Here is a 19,114-nt window from a genome sequence, read left to right on the forward strand (position 1 = left end):
CGACTAACACATGAAAAGAATAGATTCATTTAAAAGGTTTTGCAACATCCTGTCGGCAGAAAAAGTACTAATGTACAAAGAGGTGATTGCAAATAAAGAAGCTTTTGAGCAAGCTGTTGACAGAAGCTTGTTAGAAGAACTGGGTATTGTCGAATTGAGCCTCTATCAGGATGAATATGAGGTATTTGTGATAATGGATACAGAGGCAAGCTTTGAATACAAGAAGTATGTAAAAAAGCTTGATAAGCTAGAAGACCAAAGTATCTTGAAAGGTATTACAACGTTCGATACGCCTCATCAAGATGCTACTAGGTGTCATGGTTTTTTGGAGAGGATTTATGAAATGGACCAGGTAATGGCTTTCAGTCCCATAGGTGGTCAGCTTAAGTTGAGGCACCCGATAAAGTACAGGCGGTTTGTAAAGGCGTTGGAGTTAGAGGCTGACGAAGACTTGCTTGTAGAATACAAAAAAGTACATGGCATAGGAGCTGCATGGCCAGAAATTACCCAAGGTATGAAAGATATTGGCATATTGGATATGGAGCTGTACCTCAAAGGCTTTAAAGCTTACATGATCATGGATACACTCAACGATTTTGACCACGAAGAAGCCATGGGTCTATTGGCTCAAAAGCCGAGGCAGGACGAATGGGAAAGCCATGTTTCCAAGTTCCAACGAACTTCGGACGATGCCTCTGCCAAAGAGAAATGGAGAGTTTTGGATTTGATATTTCAGCTTCAAGAAAGCACAGGAGTACTATATTTAGACAACTTGATAAAGATTAAATGAATATGAAACGATTTTTTACATTGCCCTTGTTAATTGCTGCCGTTTTCAGTTGTACAGCTCCCCAAAAAAAAGCTGAAGAGACTACGGTAGCGGCAGAAGGCTACGAAGAGAACTGGGAATCGATAAAGAAATATGAGATTCCGGAATGGTTCAAAGATGCCAAACTCGGTATTTTCATTCACTGGGGACCTTATGCTGTTCCCGCATCAGTTTCCGAATGGTATCCTCGTTTGATGTACCAAGACCAGGTGCAGGTAAACCCTAAAGGCGACACGACTAAAACAGAGCCTACTCAGGTATATCTCGACCATGTAAAAAAATATGGTCCTTTGGACGAGTTCGGTTACAAAGATTTTATTCCTGATTTCACGGGCGAGAATTTCAATGCCGAAGAGTGGACAGATATTTTCATAAAAGCAGGTGCCAAATACGTAGTGCCGGTTGCCGAGCACCACGATAGCTTTGCTATGTACAATTCCAAAATCACCAAATGGAACTCGGTGAACATGGGACCTAAAAAAGATATTTTGGGTGAGTTGGCAGAAGCTGGTAGGGCTAAGGGCTTGAAAATTGGCGCTTCTTCTCACTTTGCCTTCAACTGGGATTATTTCAACAAAACTGGCGATGCGGTCAATCCTGAGTACAGTGATTTTTATGGCAGAATCCACGAGCCTTATGCTCCTGCCGATGAAGAGTTCTTGGAACTTTGGTGGGCAAGAACAAAAGATATCATCGATAACTATCAGCCAGATATTTTGTGGTTCGATTTCGTGATAGATCGTCCAGAATACAAGCCTTACCACCCAAAGCTTGGTGCATATTACTACAACAAAGGTTTGGAATGGGGCAAAGAAGTTGTGCTTCAAAACAAAAACTTTCACGGGTTTGAGTCATTTCCTCCAGGTACTAATGTGTATGACCTTGAAAGGGGAAAAATGGCTGATATCCGCAAGGAAGCTTGGCAAACTGATACTTCTATTGGTAAAAACTCTTGGGGTTATGTAACCGATTGGATTACAAAAACTCCAAACACTATTGTAGATGACCTGATTGATATTGTGAGTAAAAACGGATGTTTGTTGCTCAACATAGGGCCAAAAGCAGACGGTACTATTCCCGAAGATCAGAAAGAAGTATTGATGCAGCTTGGAGGCTGGTTAGAAGTGAACGGAGAAGCTATTTACGGTACAAGGTACTGGAATACGTTTGGCGAAGGACCTACCGAAGTTGCTACGGGTCACCATACAGAGGGTAAAAACAAAGAGCTGACAGGAGAAGATTTTAGGTTCACCCAGAAAGACGGCGTAGTGTATGCCATTGCCATGGACTGGCCAGAAAAACCAGAGGCGGTTGTGAAAGCACTTGGTTCTAAAACCGAGTTCAACGATAAGAAAATCAAAGCTGTTTCCCTACTTGGCAACGATGTTGAACTTACCTGGGAACAGACCGAAGACAAATTGACGATTAATATGCCAGTTGAGAAAGTAGGCGATTATGCCTTTACTTTCAAAGTTGAGTTTGAATAAAATTGGCAATTTTTTTCTAAGCTAGAAAGTTCATCTTCAAGTAACTCTAGGCTTTTGACTGGAGTTACTTTTTTCTATTCACATTTCACCCTATATTTTTATTTCATATGAAACCAATTACTCATTTACTTGGGTTATTTTTGGTATTCTCTATTTTTTCTTGCCAACAAGAAAAAACCAAAAAGCCTAATATCATTTATATTATGTCCGATGACCATACTACGCAAGCATTTGGCGTATATGGCAGCCGCTTGGCAGGGCTCAACCCAACGCCTACGCTCGATAAGCTCGCAGCAGATGGCATGTATTTTACCAATGCATTTTGTTCAAACAGTATTTGTACCCCTTCAAGGGCAACGATCTTGACAGGGCAATTTGGTCACGTAAATGGCGTCTACGATTTGGATGGACACCTTGACGAATCGAAGCAGTATTTGCCCAAGGAAATGAAAAAGCTTGGCTATGAAACTGCCATGATAGGCAAATGGCATTTGAAAGAAGAACCGGCTGCTTTTGATTTTTACAAAGTATTGAAATTGCAAGGAGATTATTTTGACCCAACCTTTAGGGTGAGGGGAGAAAAGGAATGGCCTAATAACACAGAGAAACACGAAGGGCATTCTACAGACGTAATCACAGATCTTACCTTGGAGTGGTTGAAAGGAAGAGATAGTGAAAAACCATTTTTCTTGATGCACCACTACAAAGCGCCCCACGACATGTTCGAGTATGCCCCGAGGTACGAAGACTACTTGGCTGATGTGGAAATACCAGAGCCCGAAAGCTTATTTACCCAACCAGAATTTGGCTCTGAAGCAACAAGAGGAAAAAATGATAGCCTGATTCATAGAATTGGGACATCTATTTCAAGCCGCCATGTAGTACGGAATTATGTGCAAGATTTTAAAATTGACACTACGCTCTCAGAAGTAGAGCAGACGAAGGCTGCTTACCAAGCTTACCTCAAAAAATACTTGCGCTGTGTGAAAGGAGTAGACGATAACCTCGCCCGTTTGTTCAAACACCTAGAAGAAACTGGGGAAATGGAAAATACGATTATTATCTATACTGGAGATCAGGGATTTATGCTTGGGGAGCACGATTACATGGACAAACGTTGGATGTACGAAGAGGCGATGAGAATGCCGTTGATCGTTCGCTATCCTGAAAAAATTAAGCCTGGAACAGTTTCAACTGCGATGGTGAGCAACTGCGATTATGCTCCGTTCATGATCGAGCTGGCTGGAGGAAAAACTCCTGAATATATGCAAGGAAAAAGTTTGGTGCCACTTATGGATGGTACAAAACCTGCGGATTGGAGGAAATCAGTGTATTATAGATACTGGATGCACCTCATGCACCACGACAACCCAGCCCACTTTGGTATCCGCACGGAAGATTACAAGTTGATTTTCTATTATGCTCAGCCAAGGCAGACGGAGAAAATAGGTACTCCATCGATGCCTTGGAAGAAAAACTCCTTTATGATAGAGCCTACCCCAGTTGCCTGGGAGCTTTATGACCTTAAAAATGATCCGAATGAAGTGGTGAATTTGTATGGGAAAGAAGGGTACGAAGAAATTACCCAGAGCTTGAAAGCTCAACTTAAGGAGCTTCGTGCAGAAGTGGGAGAGGACGATTCTCAGTTTCCTCATATTCAAGAGGTGGTGGAAGCTTATTGGGATAAATAAAGTCGGGTTTTGATATTCAATCAATGAGTTTTGCCTTGTTCATGATTATGTGTTCAAGGCAAAATTTTATCGGCTAAGCATGCTTTTAAACTAAAAATGAATATGAAAAGAAACTACTTTATTTTTTGCCTTTTTTCCCTCGGGCTTTTTGCAACATGCAACCCTCCAAAGAAGAGTTGGGATGTTCGGGAGTTTGGTGCAGTGGCCGATTCTGTAACTATGAATACAAAAGCTATTCAGCAGGCAATCGACGCTTGCCACCAAGCCGGTGGAGGGATAGTTGAGTTGAAAGAGGGGGAGTATATTTCTGGTACTATCCTCTTGAAAGATAATGTGACCCTTTCGGTGAGCAAGGATGCCAAATTAATAGGAAGCCCCAACCCGATGGACTACCAAAGTATCGACCCATTTACAGATGCTACGGGTCAGTTGCGTGGGAAATGCCTTGTTGGATCTTTAAATGCTACCAATGTCGGGATAATAGGAGGTGGAGTGATAGATGGGCAAGGGGAGATGTTCAAGAAAGGCAAGCTGCTATCGACCATGAAAAAACTTGGGGTAGATAAATCTGAAATCAACGCGTATGCTTCAAACCGTCCTTTTTTAGTTCGTTTTGTAAAATCTACCGATATTGTAGTGGAAGACATTGAGCTGAGGCAACCCGCCGCTTGGACGTGCCATTTTTTCCAATGCTCAAAAATCAAGGTGAACAAAGTCAAGATTTATAGCCACGCCCACAAAAACAACGATGGCATCGACCTAGATTCAAGTTCCGATGGCATCGTCACCAACTGCGATATAGATGCAGGCGACGATGCCATTTGCTTCAAATCTACCAGCCCTGTTCCTACCCAAAACATCCAAGTGTCCAACTGTAAACTCAAAAGCGATTGGGGGACTATAAAGTTTGGGACGGAATCGATGGGGGACTTTAAAAACATTACAGTGAAGAACTGCAAAATCTACGATACAAAGGGTGGGGGGATTAAAATTTTGAGCGTGGATGGAGCGAATATCAGCGACATCACTATTGATAGTATCCAGATGGAAAATGTGGATATGCCTATTTTTATCAGGCTTGGCGAACGCTTGCGAACGTATAGAGGTGCGCCTCAACAAGCCGTTGGCAGTATCACAAATGTGAGAATAAGCAATGTGGTAGCAACTGCCCGTAGCTTGGACGAGTCGAGGGTAACACCACCTTCGGGCGTATTTATTACAGGAACACCGAACCATAAAATAGGAAAAGTATCTCTCAAAAATATCCAGGTCAATTTGCCGGGTGGAGGCACAGCCGAGCAGTCTGAGCTTGAAGTGCCCGAAGATGAAAAAAGATATCCTGAATTCAGCTTTTTCGGAGTTTCGCCAGCTTCAGGTCTTTATGCCCGACACGTTCAATATTTATCCGTTGATGCGCTTTCTGTTTCCTTGGTTGCCAAAGACGACCGCCAAGGCTTTATTTATTCTGATGTGGACAACAAGAATTTGAATGATGTTCAAATCGATTAACTTTTTTAACTATGAATTTGAAACAAGTTTTTTTCTCGATTTTTACCCTGATTACTTTTAGCTATCAACTTCAGGCGCAAAACCCTTTGGTTACACATATGTTCACAGCAGACCCAACTGCACGGGTGCACGAGGGCAAGTTGTATATTTATCCATCTCACGATGTGGTTCCTCCCGTAGGTATTGAAGCCCCACGCTTTTGTATGCCCGACTACCACATTTTTTCTTTGGAAAATGGGAGCACTTGGAAAGACCATGGAAGGGTGCTTGACCAAAATGAAGTGCCTTGGGGCGAGAAAAACTCTTTTGGGATGTGGGCGCCAGATTGCATTGAAAGGGATGGGAAATATTACTATTACTACCCTGCCAAACCGAAAAATGACAAAGCTTTTCGTCGGATTGGCGTAGGTGTTTCTGATAGTCCGTCAGGCCCTTTCAAATGGGAAAAGGATTTCATCAAAGGAGTATCGGGCATTGACCCTGGGCTGCTTTTAGATGACGACGATAAGGCTTACTTGTTCTTTGGAGGTGGCCACGAACTTTATGTAGCTCCTTTGAAAAAGAACATGAAAGAAATAGATGCTGAGCCAATTTTGGTCAAAGGCTTGCCAGCTGGTTACAAAGAAGGTTCTTTTCCTTTTAAAAAGGACTCGGTTTACTACCTCACATTTGCCCACGTATTTGCTGATGAAGGGTACACGATTGGTTATGCCACTTCTGAAAATCCATTGGGACCTTATACCTACCAAGGCAAAATTATGGACAATATTGAGAATGGGACTAACCACCATTCTGTAGTGGAGTATGAAGGTCAATGGATATTATTTTATCACTGGTGGGATGTTAGTGGCTATAACAAGCTCCGTTCGATGCGAGCTGATTACATGTATTTTAAAAAAGACGGCACTATAAAAAAGGTAATTCCAACTATGCGGGGCATAGGAACTCCCACTCTTGGCGATACTATTCAGGTGGATAGGTACAATGAGATCAGCAAAGCTAAAACTGCTTTTGTGGGTGGAGAAAATGAGCCTCTGGGCTGGATGGTGACGGATGCCAGAATGATGGGTTATGTGAAATTTAACAGGGTTGATTTTGGAAAAGGCGAGGCGAAGAAAATGGAGGCAAGAATAGCTTGCGGCCAGCGAGTTGGAAGCTTTGAGGTTCGCCTAGGAAACCCAAAAGGAAAATTGGTGGCAGAGTTTCCCATAGAGTACACCGGAGGTTGGAATTCTTGGAAAACCATTGAAACCGATGTGCTGGAATCAGTTTCGGGAGTTCATGACTTGGTGGTGGTCTTTAAATCGGATTGGGGTTCTACCAAATCGGTTAATTTGAATTGGTTGATTATCAAATAAATTGCAGTGTGTTATTTTACCTGATTGTTTAATTATGATCAGCTCGACTAATAACTGTTTTACTAAAAAAAGCTATTAGTCGAGCCTATAAACCTTCTTCACAAATATGAAAACAAAAAAACATGTATTCCTAATAGCCTTGTTCATTGGGCTAGTTTCGTGTAATCTTTTTGCACAAGAAAAGCCAAATATCATTGTGATATTGACAGATGACCAAGGTTGGAGCGATGTCGGATTCAATGGCTGCACAGATATTCCCACCCCCGCGCTCGATAAATTGGCAAGCGAAGGGGTGGTTTTTGACCAAGGGTATGTTTCCGCACCGTATTGCAGCCCGTCTCGTGCTGGTTTGCTTACGGGTAGGTACCAGTCCCGCTTTGGCCACGACTGCAACCCTCCTTATATAGAAAATGGGGAAGAGGTGGGAACACCGCTTTCGGAAGTAATGATATCCGATTATTTGAAAGCAGGAGGCTACAAAACGTGTGCGATAGGGAAATGGCACTTGGGCGATGCCCAAAAATTCCAACCCAACGAGCGAGGATTCGACCACTGGTTTGGCTTTAGCGCAGGCGGTACAAATTATTGGGGATTTCCTCAAGGAAATCATAAAACAATTTATCGTAATAAGGAAAAGGTTGACCAAAAAGAACTGAGCTACCTCACCGATGACTTTACTGAGGAAGCAGTTTCTTTTATCAAAGAAAACAAAGACGATCCTTTCTTTATTTACCTGGCCTACAATGCACCCCATGCTCCAGATCATACCACAGAAGAGTATCTTGAAAAAACAAAGCACATCGAATACGGAGGTAGATCAGTGTATGGAGCAATGGTTGCCGGAGTTGATGCCGGAGTAGGGGCGATTGATAAAACGCTGACCGAACTGGGCATCAAAGAAAATACCATGGTCATTTTCTTGAGTGATAACGGCGGTAGGGCTGAGCACGCTGATAACCGACCTTACCGAGGGCACAAAGGGATGATCTTTGAAGGGGGTATCCGAGTGCCTTTTGTAATGACTTGGCCAAAAGGTTTGGAAGGCGGGAAGCGCTATGGTGAACCAATCATTTCTCTCGACATTTTGCCTACAGCACTTGCCGCGGCAGGGATTGATAAGAAGCCGAAAAATAAGTTAGATGGGGTGAATGTTCTTCCTTATTTGAAAGAAGAAAAGAAAGGAATTCCTCACGATTTCTTGGTTTGGCGAACAGTGAATGGCTTTGAGTACGGGGTAAGAAAAGGGAATTACAAGCTTTACAAATCGACGTACAAAGACAAGTTTTTACTGTTCGATTTGAGTAAGGATAGTTATGAAAGAAATGACATAGCGGAGCAAAACCCTAAGGTGGTAGCTGAGCTAAAGGAAGACTTTGAAAAATGGAACAAAGACATGATAGCTCCACTTTGGCTGGATCCACATCCTGAAAATGTGATCAAAGAAGAGAAGAGGCTTCAGGAAACAAGAAGGAAATCATTGCATAAAAAGAAGTAAGGTCTTTCTTGTCTGACGAGAAAATATATTCACGAATGCTTAGAAGCTGTTTTGAAATATATCTTCAAAATTCTTATGTGCTTCTTTTGGCGCATAATTGCGTTAAAATCTCCGCAGATAGCTCCACTATCTTTGTCTATTTTGCCTTATTCTGCATCCAAAATAAGCGATAACAATTTTTAAATATAATTCCCAAACAGCTTCTTACTATTTAACTTAACATTATGAAAATGAAATCGCTGATTACACTAGCATTTTTACTGCTTGGTATGAGCCAAGCTTTTTCCCAAAAGTATGAAGCCAATTGGGAATCGTTGAGCAAACACAACGAAGCACCTGAATGGTTTTTGGATGCTAAATTGGGTATTTATTTCCACTGGGGAGTATATTCTGTTCCCGCTTTTGGCAACGAATGGTATCCGCGCTGGATGCACTTTGAAGGTCATAAGTTCTACAAACACCACGTAGAGAAATACGGCCCTCCGTCCGATTTTGGTTACCACAACTTCGTTCCTTTCTTCACTGCCGAGCATTTCGACGCAGAAGAATGGGCTACACTTTTCCAAAAAGCAGGGGCTAAGTTTGCCGGACCTGTAGCCGAGCACCACGATGGTTTTTCGATGTGGGATAGCGATATCACTCCTTTCAACAGTGCCGACAAAGGCCCTATGAAAGATATCACTGGTGAGCTTGCAAAAGTATTGAAAACCAAAGATATGAAGCTGATCACTACGTTCCACCATGCCCGTAACTTGCAGCGGCATGATACCTCGAATGTAGATGGGAAAGAGAATGCTTACCGTAACTCTCATTACCCGTTTTTTGAAGGAATGCCTCCAACATCTGACCGTGAAGACTTGAAATATTTGTATGGAAATATTGAGGCTGAGCAATGGCACAAAGAAGTGTGGTTTGGTAAATTGAAAGAGGTAATTGATAAGTACCAGCCCGATATTATTTGGTTCGATTCGTGGCTGGATCAGATTCCAGAGAAGTATAGAAAAGAGTTTGCTGCTTATTATCTAAACGAAGCTGAGAAGTGGGGGAAAGAAGTGGTGATTGTGAGAAAACAAGATGATTTGCCGCTCGACTTCAGTGTAGATGATTTGGAAAAGTCAAGGAAAAATAGATTAGAAGAAAAGTACTGGATGACGGACGAGACCATAAGCAAAGGAAGCTGGTGCTACACCGAAAACTTGGAAATTAAACCTGCTGATGATCTTTTGCATGTATTGATTGACATTGTAAGTAAAAATGGGGTGTTGTTGTTAAATATCTCTCCAAAAGCTGATGGAACTATTCCTGACGATCAGCGAGGTGTGCTGTTGAAAATGGGTGCTTGGCTAGGTACCAATGGGGATGCGATCTATAGCAGCCGACCTTGGTATACCTTTGGTGAAGGACCAACAGTAGAGCCAGAAGGGCATTTCAAAAACCACCAAGCTTTTGGCAAGATCAAGTATTCTTACAAGGACATTCGCTATACAACCAAAGGCAACCGCATTTTTGCTATGCCACTGGGAGTGCCTCAGGGGAAAGAGGTAGTGATGGAGGCATTTAACAAAAAAGACTTGCCTAAGAAGACAAAAATTAAATCGGTTAGTCTTTTGGGGGAAACTAAAACTATTCCTTTTGCCTTGGAAAAAGCAGGTTTAACCCTAGACGTTAGCGGTCTTGACTTTGATGAGATGGTAACTGTTTTTGAGATTATATTGGAAGAGAAGTAAAAGGGTAAACAAAACCTGATTTTAAAACCCACCTCTTGCCTAGGCAGTAGGTGGGTTATCTATTTTTTTATGGTGAACTCAAAGTTGCATCCATCCCTTTTGTCAGATTGGACAGTGATTGATCCTCCAAGGCCCTCTACAAGCGATTTTACTGTAGCCAAGCCAATTCCACTCCCTCTTTCCCCATTTCTAGTTTTGTTTGCACTTGTTTCAAAAATTTGAAATATTTTGTCTTGTTCTTCCTTCTTCACCCCAGGGCCGTTGTCTATAATATTGAATTTCACAAAGTTTGGATACTCTCCTATTTTTAGTGTGATTTCAGTTTTTTCTTTGTCATTGTACTTTATACTATTGCCGATCAAATTGATAAGTATTTGTTCCAAAGCAGTTTTGTTGGTGAAAATATAAATATCCTTTTCAGGATAAAGCTTAAAGAGAACCTCTCCTTTCGAATCGAGTAGGGAGATCAACTCATTACTAAGAGTGGTAATATTGACTTCTTCCTTGTTATCAGATATTTTTTTTGTGCTCTTGCTGTACTTCAATATTCCATCTATCAGTTGTGTGAGTTTAGAAGAGGATAGGTTGACATGCTCGAGCAGACTTAACCCTTTCTCATCAATTATCTCCGAATAGTCCTGTTTAAACAGGTTATTAAGGGCTACTATACTGTTCAATGGTGATTTGATATCGTGTGCAGCTACATAGGCAAACTTCTCCAAGCCACTATTTTGTATTTCCAGCTCATATACTTTTGCTTCTAATGCTTTTGATTTTTTTCGTAGTTCCAGTAGTTTCATTAACTGATTAGATAAGGCCTTTAATGCTCTTACTTGATTGTCAGACAAGTTGTTGGGTTTATTATCTATCACACATAAAGTGCCCAAGGAGTAGCCTGCGGGGGTAACCAATGGAACTCCTGCGTAAAAAATAACATGTGGGTCATCAATGACTAACGGGTTGTTCTTGAACCTTTTGTCTTTCCTAGAGTCAGGAATAATCATTACATTATCGGGTTGGTTTATGGCATGGGCACAGAATGCATACTCTTTTGGAGTTTCTGTTGCATCTGTTCCATGGTGCGATTTGAACCATTGTCTTTTGTCATCAATTAAGCTAATAAGAGATATTGGTACACCACAGATATACGATGCCAATTGGGTGATTTCATCATATTCTTGCTCTGGGAGTGTATCCAAAATAGAATACTCCTGCAAATTGGCGAGCCGTTTGGATTCTTCTTTAGGTATATCAGGTTTAATCATGACTCAAGTTATAGTTTTTATCTTCAATAGTCAATCAGATAACTTCGCATTTTACAAGTTATTGGTTCGGAATAATTCAATTTTTTTTCTCTTTTAAAAAGAATTGTTTTTTATCACAATTCAATCCGTTTTTGTGTAAAGTGCAGGTGAGTCACAACGATCACCATTTTGCTCTAATTCCAATGTAAATATTTCTTCCTGCAGCACTGATTCCTGAGCTATAGGGTCGGTAATGTTTGTCTAAGATATTTTCCATTCCTGCTTGTAATGTCAAGAACTCTTTGGGTTTGTAGGAAGTTCGGAAATTAAGTGTGTACCAAGAAGGTGTTCCCGTAGCCGTGTAAATATGTGTCTTGCTCTGTTCGGAAGGGCTCATGTCGCTCAGCCATTTTCTTGCTGCAAATTGGACATCTGCAGATAGCCTGAGCTTTTTTCTCTTATAAGTCACGTCCCATTTCCCAAAAACCGGAGGGATGTGGCGCAAAGGTAAATCTTCTGCCAAGTCGCGGCCAGTAGTGTAGTTGAGCGAGGCAAGGCTAGATAAATTAGTACCAAGTTCTCCTTTTACCAAAACAGAAGCCCCAGCGGTATATGCTTTTCCAGTATTTACCAACGCTTGTACTTGGCTGAGCGTTCCGTCGTACAGAAGGGAATCTTGTCCATTGAAGGAGAATGGGCGCCTTACCATGGCATCTGAAAGGTATGTGTAGAAAGCGTTAAATTCTGCTTTTAGTATTCCCCCAAAAATCTTGGCAATTCCCACTTCTCCGCTGTACGCTCTTTCAGGTTTGAGGCCTGGGTTAGGAACAACGATTGTTCCAGGTTCGGAATCAAAAACTTTCCCCGCATCGTCGACATTTGGAGCTCGGAAACCACTAGCGAGGTTTATGTTGATTTGCCAGGTTTCTTTTGGGCGAAATACCCACCCAAGGCTTCCGTTGAAAGAACCGTTGCTGAGCTTGGCTTCGGAGAATGGGAATTGGTAAAATGTAGTGTCTGAAAAAGTAGCATTTAGCTTGACCAAGTTGTACCTAAGCCCTGCGGTGAAAGTCGATTTTTCATTAAAAAGCCATTTGTAACTAGTATAGATGGCGGCACTTTTATAGCTGCTTCCTCCGTCAGGGTAGCGGGTAGCTGCCGGGGAAACTGTTCCATTATCGATGTTGATGCTTTGGGCAGAAGAAGCTACTTGGTTGTTGGTGAATTCTAAGCCGTAAAAAAGCTGATGGGTTTCTCTCTTCCATACTTTTTCGGCATCGATATTCAAACTCCAAACATCTACTTTTTCCAAGCGTTCCCTTCTGTTCTCATCTTGGAATGTCCTATCGTTTCTTCCTTCTTTTATCTGTTGAAATGCCAGATTAGCACGAATTTGATCTGCAAATTGTCTTGATGGCCTGTAGGTAGCTCGGGCTTGATGCATGCTCCATTCCTGAGGAGAGTATTCCCAAACAGCATAGCGGGGCTTTTCATTTCTGTATTCTATAAGTCTATCATAGCGAGGAACATCGCCCGTTTTGCTGAAGTGGAATGCATATAGAAAATCAAGATTGTTTTTGGGTTTGAATAAGAATTTTTGGGTGAAATTTGCTTGACTATAACGGGAGAATCTTTGTATATTTATATTATCGTTTCTAACAATAATGTCCTCCCCATTAGCAGTAGTGACATACTCCATCCTTTTTCCCCACTCGGAGTTGTCACTACTTCTTTCTTTACCCATCTGGAGGTCGTCAAAGTCACTAAAAGAGATACTGCTGAGCGAGGCAAACTTCTGTGATCCGAGGTTGAGATGAACATGCCCTGTTTTCTCGTTGGCGGCAGTTCCATAGCGAAAGTTTGCCCCACCCGAAATGTTTGTTTTTTCATTTTCTCTTGCCAAAGCTGGGGTAATGGAATGAAAGTCCATGACGCCACCAAGGGCATCGCTGCCGTAAATTACCGAGCCAGGGCCCAGTACCACTTCGGCATTTTCCAATAGATTGGGGTCAAGAGAAATAATATTGTGCAAGTTTCCACTTCGGTAGATGGCATTGTTCATCCTGACCCCGTCTATCACAATCAGTACCGAGTTGGCGGCAAAGCCCCTCAGCATAGGGCTACCTCCGCCTTGCTGGCTTTTTTGCACAAAAACTTGCCCGCTTTGCGAAAGGATATCTGCCGTGGTGGCTGGGTTACCATGGGCTATTTGCTCGGCTTCTAGGTTCACTATTTGGTTAGGAATATATTTCTTGTTTTGCTCCCAACGGTTAGCCGATAGCACAATCTCGTCGAGCGTGATGGCAGAAGGTTTTAGCCGGATGGTCTGTTGGGCTGAAAGCTCTTGGCGACTGATTTGGGTGGTGTAGTACGCCAAGTGCCTAAAGGTGAGTATTTCCCCCTTTAGCTGAGAAATATTGATGCTGCCCTCTTTGTCCGTCAAGATAAAATTACTTCCATTTTCCCCTGAAACTATCACTCCCTCTATAGCTTCCTCACTTTGCTCATCTACAACCTGGATAGATTGTGAGAGCACAAGTTGGGGTATGAAAATGAAAGTTAGTAAAATTCGTAAGTAGAAATTCATTTGAGTAGTGTGGTTGTAACTACAAATGTATTAAAAATGTGTTTTGTTGGGAAGATGTGGTGGATGCAAATGTTTTGGATTTTAGTTTGTCCTGAATAATCCCGTTCCTCACTTTTATTTGCCGAAACCCAAGTTTTTTTTGTTATATGCTGGATTTGGTTACACGGATTGGGAAAAAGGTTTTTACTTTGCCCAAGCACTAAATCAATTAGCCTTTGCCATTGAAACTACCTAAAAGCGCATTTATACAAATATTCTCACAAAATAGCGGTTTTTTTCTACCTGTTATACCATTCTTGTTCGTTAAAAAGTTTTGCCTTAGTACTGCTAAGCCTGTATTTTTTGCCTCCGATAATAGCATAACAGCTCACGAACCTAAACCGACATTTTATAAGCAAATTTGTATCATTTTTTGTGGAGCTTTTCTTCTGCTTTTTACTGTGGAAGAAAGAGCTGAGGCCCAGTCTTTTCCTCTTGATAAAAAGATGGAAATCGCTCAGGCTAACTTGAGTGCAGAAGACTTGATTTTGCAAATAGAAGAGCAATCGAAGTTTAGGTTTATTTATACGAATGAACTTTTAAAGGGATTGCCCTCTCTTCAGCTCGCCAACAAACAACATACGGTTGAAGAACTATTGGCTCTCACCGAAACTCAAGTTGGGGTTACTTATCAGCAAAAAAGGAATTTGCTGATCCTTTCCAAGGCTCAAAAAAAAGTGAAAGTAGTAGAGCCACAGCTTTTTGTGATCAGTGGGTTCATAAAGGAAGCGGAGTCAGAGGAAACGTTGATTGGGGCGACGATGTTGGCTATTTCTTCTTCGGGCGAGAGGAAAGGCGCTGTTTCAAATCCTTATGGCTTCTATTCCATTACCCTGCCCGAAGACACGTACCAAATTATTTATTCTAACATAGGCTTTTATGCCGATACTTTCGAGTTAGATCTTACTGGGAACATACGGCTCAATTGGTTCATGCAGCCTTTCAGCAAACGGCTCGCAGAAGTGACGGTTATTGCTGATCAGGAAATGGAAGCGAACTTGGAGCAGGTTCAAATGAGCACGCATAGGCTGGATATGAAGAAGATTGGGAAAATACCTTATTTATATGGTGAGGTAGATGTGATTCGGGCATTGGGGAATTTGCCAGGGGTGAGTACGGTGGGGCAGGTGTCTACCGGGTTTAATGTAAGGGGAGGGAGTGTCGATCAAAACCTTATTTTTCTCGACGATGCTCCTGTTTATTATACCAGCCATTTTTATGGACTGGTCTCTGTTTTTAACTCAGATGTGGTGAAAGATGCGAAGATTTATAAAGGTAGTATACCTGCTCGGTTTGGTGGGAGCTTGTCTTCGGTAACGGAGATTTGGCAGAGAGAAGGGAGTAATGAAGAGCTTGTGGTGAGTGGAGGAGTTGGTGTGATTTCTACACGGCTTTCTGTAGAAGGGCCAATCAAAAAAGACAAAAGCACTTTCTTGATTTCGGGCAGAACGGCGTTTTCAGACCTGTCAAACATTGGGCTGAGGAATACAGGCTTAAGTAATGTGGGAGGAGATTTTAATGATTTAAATTTAAAACTGAACTATAAGCTTAATTCGAAAAACAGGTTATACCTCTCTGGGTTTTATGGGTTTGATGAATCGAAATTGGAGAATGGGGAAGATTATCAATGGGGGAATATCAATGGAAGTTTTCGGTGGAATAGAGTTTATAACCGAAGCCTTTTCTCCAACTTTACGGCAGTTTATAGCCGCTATGAATATAGCGCATTGGATTTTGATGGAATTAACGATTCGGAGCTTTTTTCCAAGCTGGCGAGCTACCGTCTCAAAGATGATTTTACTTGGTTTAAATCATCGAAACATACCTTCAATTTTGGTGGGCAATTGATTTTTCATGAGTTTTCCCCGGGTACTTTTGTAAAAGAAAATGTGGATTTGAAAAAGGAGTTGGCTTTGCAAAGAGAACATGGGGTAGAGGCAGCTCTGTATTTTACTGATGAATGGAAATTTTCTGAAAAGCTTAGCGTCGATTATGGTTTGAGGTATTCAGGGTTGTTCAATTTAGGACCTTCTGAAGTATATGTCTACGGACCTGAAGGACCTGTGGTTGGAGAACCTATTGATACGTTGAGTTTGGGCAAGGGCGAGTTGGTTAAAGCCTACCACGGTCCAGAACCTCGCTTGGCTGTTAGGTATAGGTTTTCCCCTGAAAAAGGGGTGAAGTTCTCCTATAATCGTCATCGGCAATATATACATTTGGTCTCAAACTCGACAAACGTGTATCTTACGGATGTATGGAAGCTGAGCAATACGCATATAAAACCTCAAATTAGCGATCAGGTTTCTATAGGTTATTTCCAGAATTTTAAAGACAAATCTATTGATGCTTCGGTAGAGGTTTACTTCAAAAATATGCAAAACGTGCTGGAGTATAAGGACGGGGCTGAGTTGGTGCTCAACCAGCGGGTAGAAAAGGATTTGCTTTCCAACAGAGGAGTAGCCTATGGCTTGGAGTTTATGGTCAACTGGAATACTGATAAGTTTGAGGGAATGTTGGCTTATACGCTTTCGCGATCTCAAAGAAAAACTTTGGGTGAGTTTGAGCAAGAGCAGATAAATAAGGGTGAGTTTTACCCATCAAATAGTGATAGGCTTCATGATTTGAAAGTGTTGGGCACTTATCACCTGAATGATAAATGGAGTTTTTCTGCCACATTTACTTATGCTACTGGCAGGCCTATTACTTTGCCCGATTCTCGTTTTGTATTTGAGGGTAAGGCTATCCCAAATTTTTCGGATAGAAACCAAGACAGGCTTCCTTCCCATCATAGGCTCGATTTGACTGCCGTGATGCGTGGACGAGTAATTAAGAAAAAAGGGAAAAATGCTGGGAAATTGAAGCGTACACAAGGCTATTGGGTATTTTCCCTCTACAATGTGTATGCTAGGGAAAATACTTTCTCGGTAAATTATAGCCGTGACCCAAATGATCCTTCGAAGGGACAGCTAGAGCAATTTTATATTTTCAAAACTATCATTCCATCAGTTACTTATAATTTCAAGCATACAGGTAGGAAGTAGAGTTGTTTTATAGGCAAGAAAGCCTGTTAATTTTCTCCATTAAGTTTCTTCTTTAATGCTTCCAAGGTCGGGATCATCAAAAACATGTTGAAATCTTTGTCCTCCATTTCTTGGGTAAGTTGCTCGTAAGGGATAAGTTGGTCATGGATTTTCAAGTCATCTTTTAATAGCTTTTTTGCCTTCGAATTATCGGAGGGAAATTTTCCATACCTAAAGCGGAAAGCTAGCTTTTCGGAGCACCAGCGGGCATGCTCAACAGGAGCGAAGATTTTATAATAGGGTTTCACTGTTCCTTTGCTTATCACCCTATGTCCCATTTTTCTTATAAAAGCGGTTTTGGTGTTGAGGTGGCGGGCTACATACCTGTTCGATTCTTGTTTGATGTCGGTAAGGTCGTTCCAACGATAGTTGATGGCAAAGAGTGGCTTTAAGCTTCTTTTATCTCTGCCAAGTGCGTTGGAAATGACTGACAAAACAGCGTCTTCTAAGTCGTTCAACGGATTGTCCGAAGTGAATTCTACATTGATGAAAGCATTTTCCGCTTCGTCCAAAACCTTATCGGTCAGGAGGGCTGATTCTTTTTCATCCAGTAAATACCTGAACTCATATTTCATGGAGTAGAAATAATTGATCACTTTGGAAAGTGTATCAATGGTGTCGAGTTGGTCTATCAGTTTTGTTTTGGTGCAAGTATCTGTAAAGAGCCTTACAAAATTGATGTTGAGGTCGTGCTTTAGCGAGTCGTAAAGTTCGGTAGTGCCGCCTTCGCTTTGTAGCTTGTCGGGGTTGAGAAGGGCAAGGGCACGTGTTTTTTCAGGTAGGCAAGTAACAATGGGGGTGTCATTAAGGTCGCCAATAGAGGAGTACAAGAGTTGGCGGAACGAATTGGACATACCGATGAGTTTAGCATCATTGTCCCCAAAAATGTAGACTCCGCTCAGGAGTTTGAGTTTTTTTATAAAACTATTGGAAGAATAAGAGCTGCTGTAGAATACTTCGTCTTCATATTCTATGGTTTCTATATCCAAATAATCTTCTATGAATGGGAACTTGAATTTTACTCTCTCATAAACATTTTTAATGTCTTTGTCTATCAAAATCACCTTGAGCCTTTTGAGGCCTGGGCGGTGGCTTAGGATATAATTTTCGAGCAAGAACATTTCCGCTGTTCTGTTCAAACCAAGTATCAGAATAGCATTGTCGGTGCTTTTTACTTGTTTTATCTTTCCTTCCTCGTCTTTTACAGTTTCATAATCTACATTGCTGAGGGGAGGGTAGGTGTCATAAATTAATTTAGCTGCGGCCAGATCGGCATTGAACGCATCAATATCAAACTTATTGGTGCGGTTGTATTTATCCATGTAGTCTTTGAGGAAATTGTTGTTCTCCCTTCCTTCTACATAAATAAGTACTTTCAGTTCATTGTCGAAAACGAGAGTTCGGTTGAGCCAGCTGAGTAGGTTTGCCGTTTGCATATTGTCTTCGTCGTTGATGCCCAACACAAGGCAGTACTTTGCCCGTTTAATTCCTGCACGGATAAGATCAGAGCTCATGGAATCGGACGCCCCCAGTAATTTTCCTCCCATCGAAGAAATTTTCAACAGGTTCTCGTTCACTTTGTCCGCTTTTTCTACAATTACTACTTTTTGCCCATCTGCAAGTAATTCATTGGCTATTCTGAAACTAATATTGCTATTGCCCAGAATAATACTGTGATCACTGTAAAAATAGCGGGTGATCACACCAGTCCACCAGTTCGTAACATAGTTCCATGTGTATTGAATGATACCGAAGCCAAGGATAAGTGCAGCAAGAAAACTTGCTAGGATTATCTGCCAGTTTTGGAAGTTAGGCTCTAAGTTGCCCATCAGGAACATGCCCAAAATAGCGTAAAGAGTATTCCAGAGGTGGAGTTCTTTGTCGTACGTTTCTTCAGATGTTGCATGGAGTGTTTTGTATACTTCCGCATCATAATACCCCCAAAAACCGAGAAGGAAAACTAAGATTATTCCAGTAACAATTACTACTGGGATTAATTGATGATTTTTTTTAATGGGTGTAGACGACATAGTTTGGTGTAAAAATCCTCTAATGGTGTTAGGCTATT

11 protein-coding genes are annotated in these 19,114 nt (G+C 41.6%); 8 read left to right on the forward strand and 3 right to left on the reverse strand.

Annotated elements, in window-relative coordinates; translation table 11 throughout:
* The first annotated feature begins 10 nt into the window (after nt 1-10).
* The 7 genes from R9C00_09160 to R9C00_09190 all read left to right on the forward strand — a co-directional run bounded on the left by R9C00_09160 (nt 11) and on the right by R9C00_09190 (nt 10,096).
* Nucleotides 11-790, forward strand: coding sequence for an L-rhamnose mutarotase (locus R9C00_09160; protein WPO37617.1), 780 nt, complete (start codon nt 11-13; stop codon nt 788-790).
* A gap of 2 nt (nt 791-792) precedes the next feature.
* Nucleotides 793-2,316 (forward strand): alpha-L-fucosidase, encoded by a 1,524-nt coding sequence (locus tag R9C00_09165; protein ID WPO37618.1) that lies wholly within the window; start codon nt 793-795, stop codon nt 2,314-2,316.
* Nucleotides 2,317-2,423: 107 nt separating this feature from the next.
* On the forward strand, nt 2,424-4,007 hold the full coding sequence (locus tag R9C00_09170) for a sulfatase (protein WPO37619.1): 1,584 nt from the start codon (nt 2,424-2,426) through the stop codon (nt 4,005-4,007).
* 102 nt (nt 4,008-4,109) lie between these two features.
* A complete protein-coding gene (locus tag R9C00_09175) occupies nt 4,110-5,516 on the forward strand; it encodes a glycosyl hydrolase family 28 protein (protein WPO37620.1) in 1,407 nt (468 codons plus the stop codon).
* Nucleotides 5,517-5,527: 11 nt separating this feature from the next.
* Nucleotides 5,528-6,874: a family 43 glycosylhydrolase gene (locus tag R9C00_09180; GenBank protein WPO37621.1), complete on the forward strand. Its 1,347-nt coding sequence runs from the start codon at nt 5,528-5,530 to the stop codon at nt 6,872-6,874.
* Nucleotides 6,875-6,980: 106 nt separating this feature from the next.
* A complete protein-coding gene (locus R9C00_09185; protein WPO37622.1) occupies nt 6,981-8,369 on the forward strand; it encodes a sulfatase-like hydrolase/transferase in 1,389 nt (462 codons plus the stop codon).
* A gap of 224 nt (nt 8,370-8,593) precedes the next feature.
* Nucleotides 8,594-10,096, forward strand: a complete 1,503-nt coding sequence (locus R9C00_09190; protein WPO37623.1) for an alpha-L-fucosidase — start codon at nt 8,594-8,596, stop codon at nt 10,094-10,096.
* A gap of 59 nt (nt 10,097-10,155) precedes the next feature.
* Here the strand turns inward: R9C00_09190 and R9C00_09195 are convergent, their stop codons facing one another.
* The gene (locus tag R9C00_09195; GenBank protein WPO37624.1) at nt 10,156-11,361 is read right to left on the reverse strand and encodes a GAF domain-containing sensor histidine kinase; all 1,206 of its coding nucleotides are present in this window, start codon (nt 11,359-11,361) and stop codon (nt 10,156-10,158) included.
* Between the two features lie 160 nt (nt 11,362-11,521).
* Nucleotides 11,522-13,927, reverse strand: a complete 2,406-nt coding sequence (locus R9C00_09200) for a TonB-dependent receptor (protein WPO37625.1) — start codon at nt 13,925-13,927, stop codon at nt 11,522-11,524.
* A 485-nt stretch (nt 13,928-14,412) separates the two neighbouring features.
* Between R9C00_09200 and R9C00_09205 the strand changes: the two genes are divergently transcribed.
* Nucleotides 14,413-17,007, forward strand: coding sequence for a carboxypeptidase-like regulatory domain-containing protein (locus R9C00_09205; GenBank protein WPO37626.1), 2,595 nt, complete (start codon nt 14,413-14,415; stop codon nt 17,005-17,007).
* A gap of 26 nt (nt 17,008-17,033) precedes the next feature.
* Here the strand turns inward: R9C00_09205 and R9C00_09210 are convergent, their stop codons facing one another.
* Complete coding sequence (locus tag R9C00_09210; GenBank protein ID WPO37627.1) at nt 17,034-19,076, reverse strand: NAD-binding protein; 2,043 nt, start codon at nt 19,074-19,076, stop codon at nt 17,034-17,036.
* Nucleotides 19,077-19,114: the final 38 nt, after the last annotated feature.

The sequence above is a fragment of the Flammeovirgaceae bacterium SG7u.111 genome (genome assembly GCA_034044135.1).
Lineage (GTDB): Bacteria > Bacteroidota > Bacteroidia > Cytophagales > Flammeovirgaceae.

Coding starts and splice junctions, on each gene's coding strand:
- R9C00_09160 (WPO37617.1), top strand. CDS start 11: ATGAAAAGAATAGATTCATTTAAAAGGTTTTGCAACATCCTGTCGGCA.
- R9C00_09165 (WPO37618.1), top strand. CDS start 793: ATGAAACGATTTTTTACATTGCCCTTGTTAATTGCTGCCGTTTTCAGT.
- R9C00_09170 (WPO37619.1), top strand. CDS start 2,424: ATGAAACCAATTACTCATTTACTTGGGTTATTTTTGGTATTCTCTATT.
- R9C00_09175 (WPO37620.1), top strand. CDS start 4,110: ATGAAAAGAAACTACTTTATTTTTTGCCTTTTTTCCCTCGGGCTTTTT.
- R9C00_09180 (WPO37621.1), top strand. CDS start 5,528: ATGAATTTGAAACAAGTTTTTTTCTCGATTTTTACCCTGATTACTTTT.
- R9C00_09185 (WPO37622.1), top strand. CDS start 6,981: ATGAAAACAAAAAAACATGTATTCCTAATAGCCTTGTTCATTGGGCTA.
- R9C00_09190 (WPO37623.1), top strand. CDS start 8,594: ATGAAAATGAAATCGCTGATTACACTAGCATTTTTACTGCTTGGTATG.
- R9C00_09195 (WPO37624.1), bottom strand. CDS start 11,361: ATGATTAAACCTGATATACCTAAAGAAGAATCCAAACGGCTCGCCAAT.
- R9C00_09200 (WPO37625.1), bottom strand. CDS start 13,927: ATGAATTTCTACTTACGAATTTTACTAACTTTCATTTTCATACCCCAA.
- R9C00_09205 (WPO37626.1), top strand. CDS start 14,413: ATGGAAATCGCTCAGGCTAACTTGAGTGCAGAAGACTTGATTTTGCAA.
- R9C00_09210 (WPO37627.1), bottom strand. CDS start 19,076: ATGTCGTCTACACCCATTAAAAAAAATCATCAATTAATCCCAGTAGTA.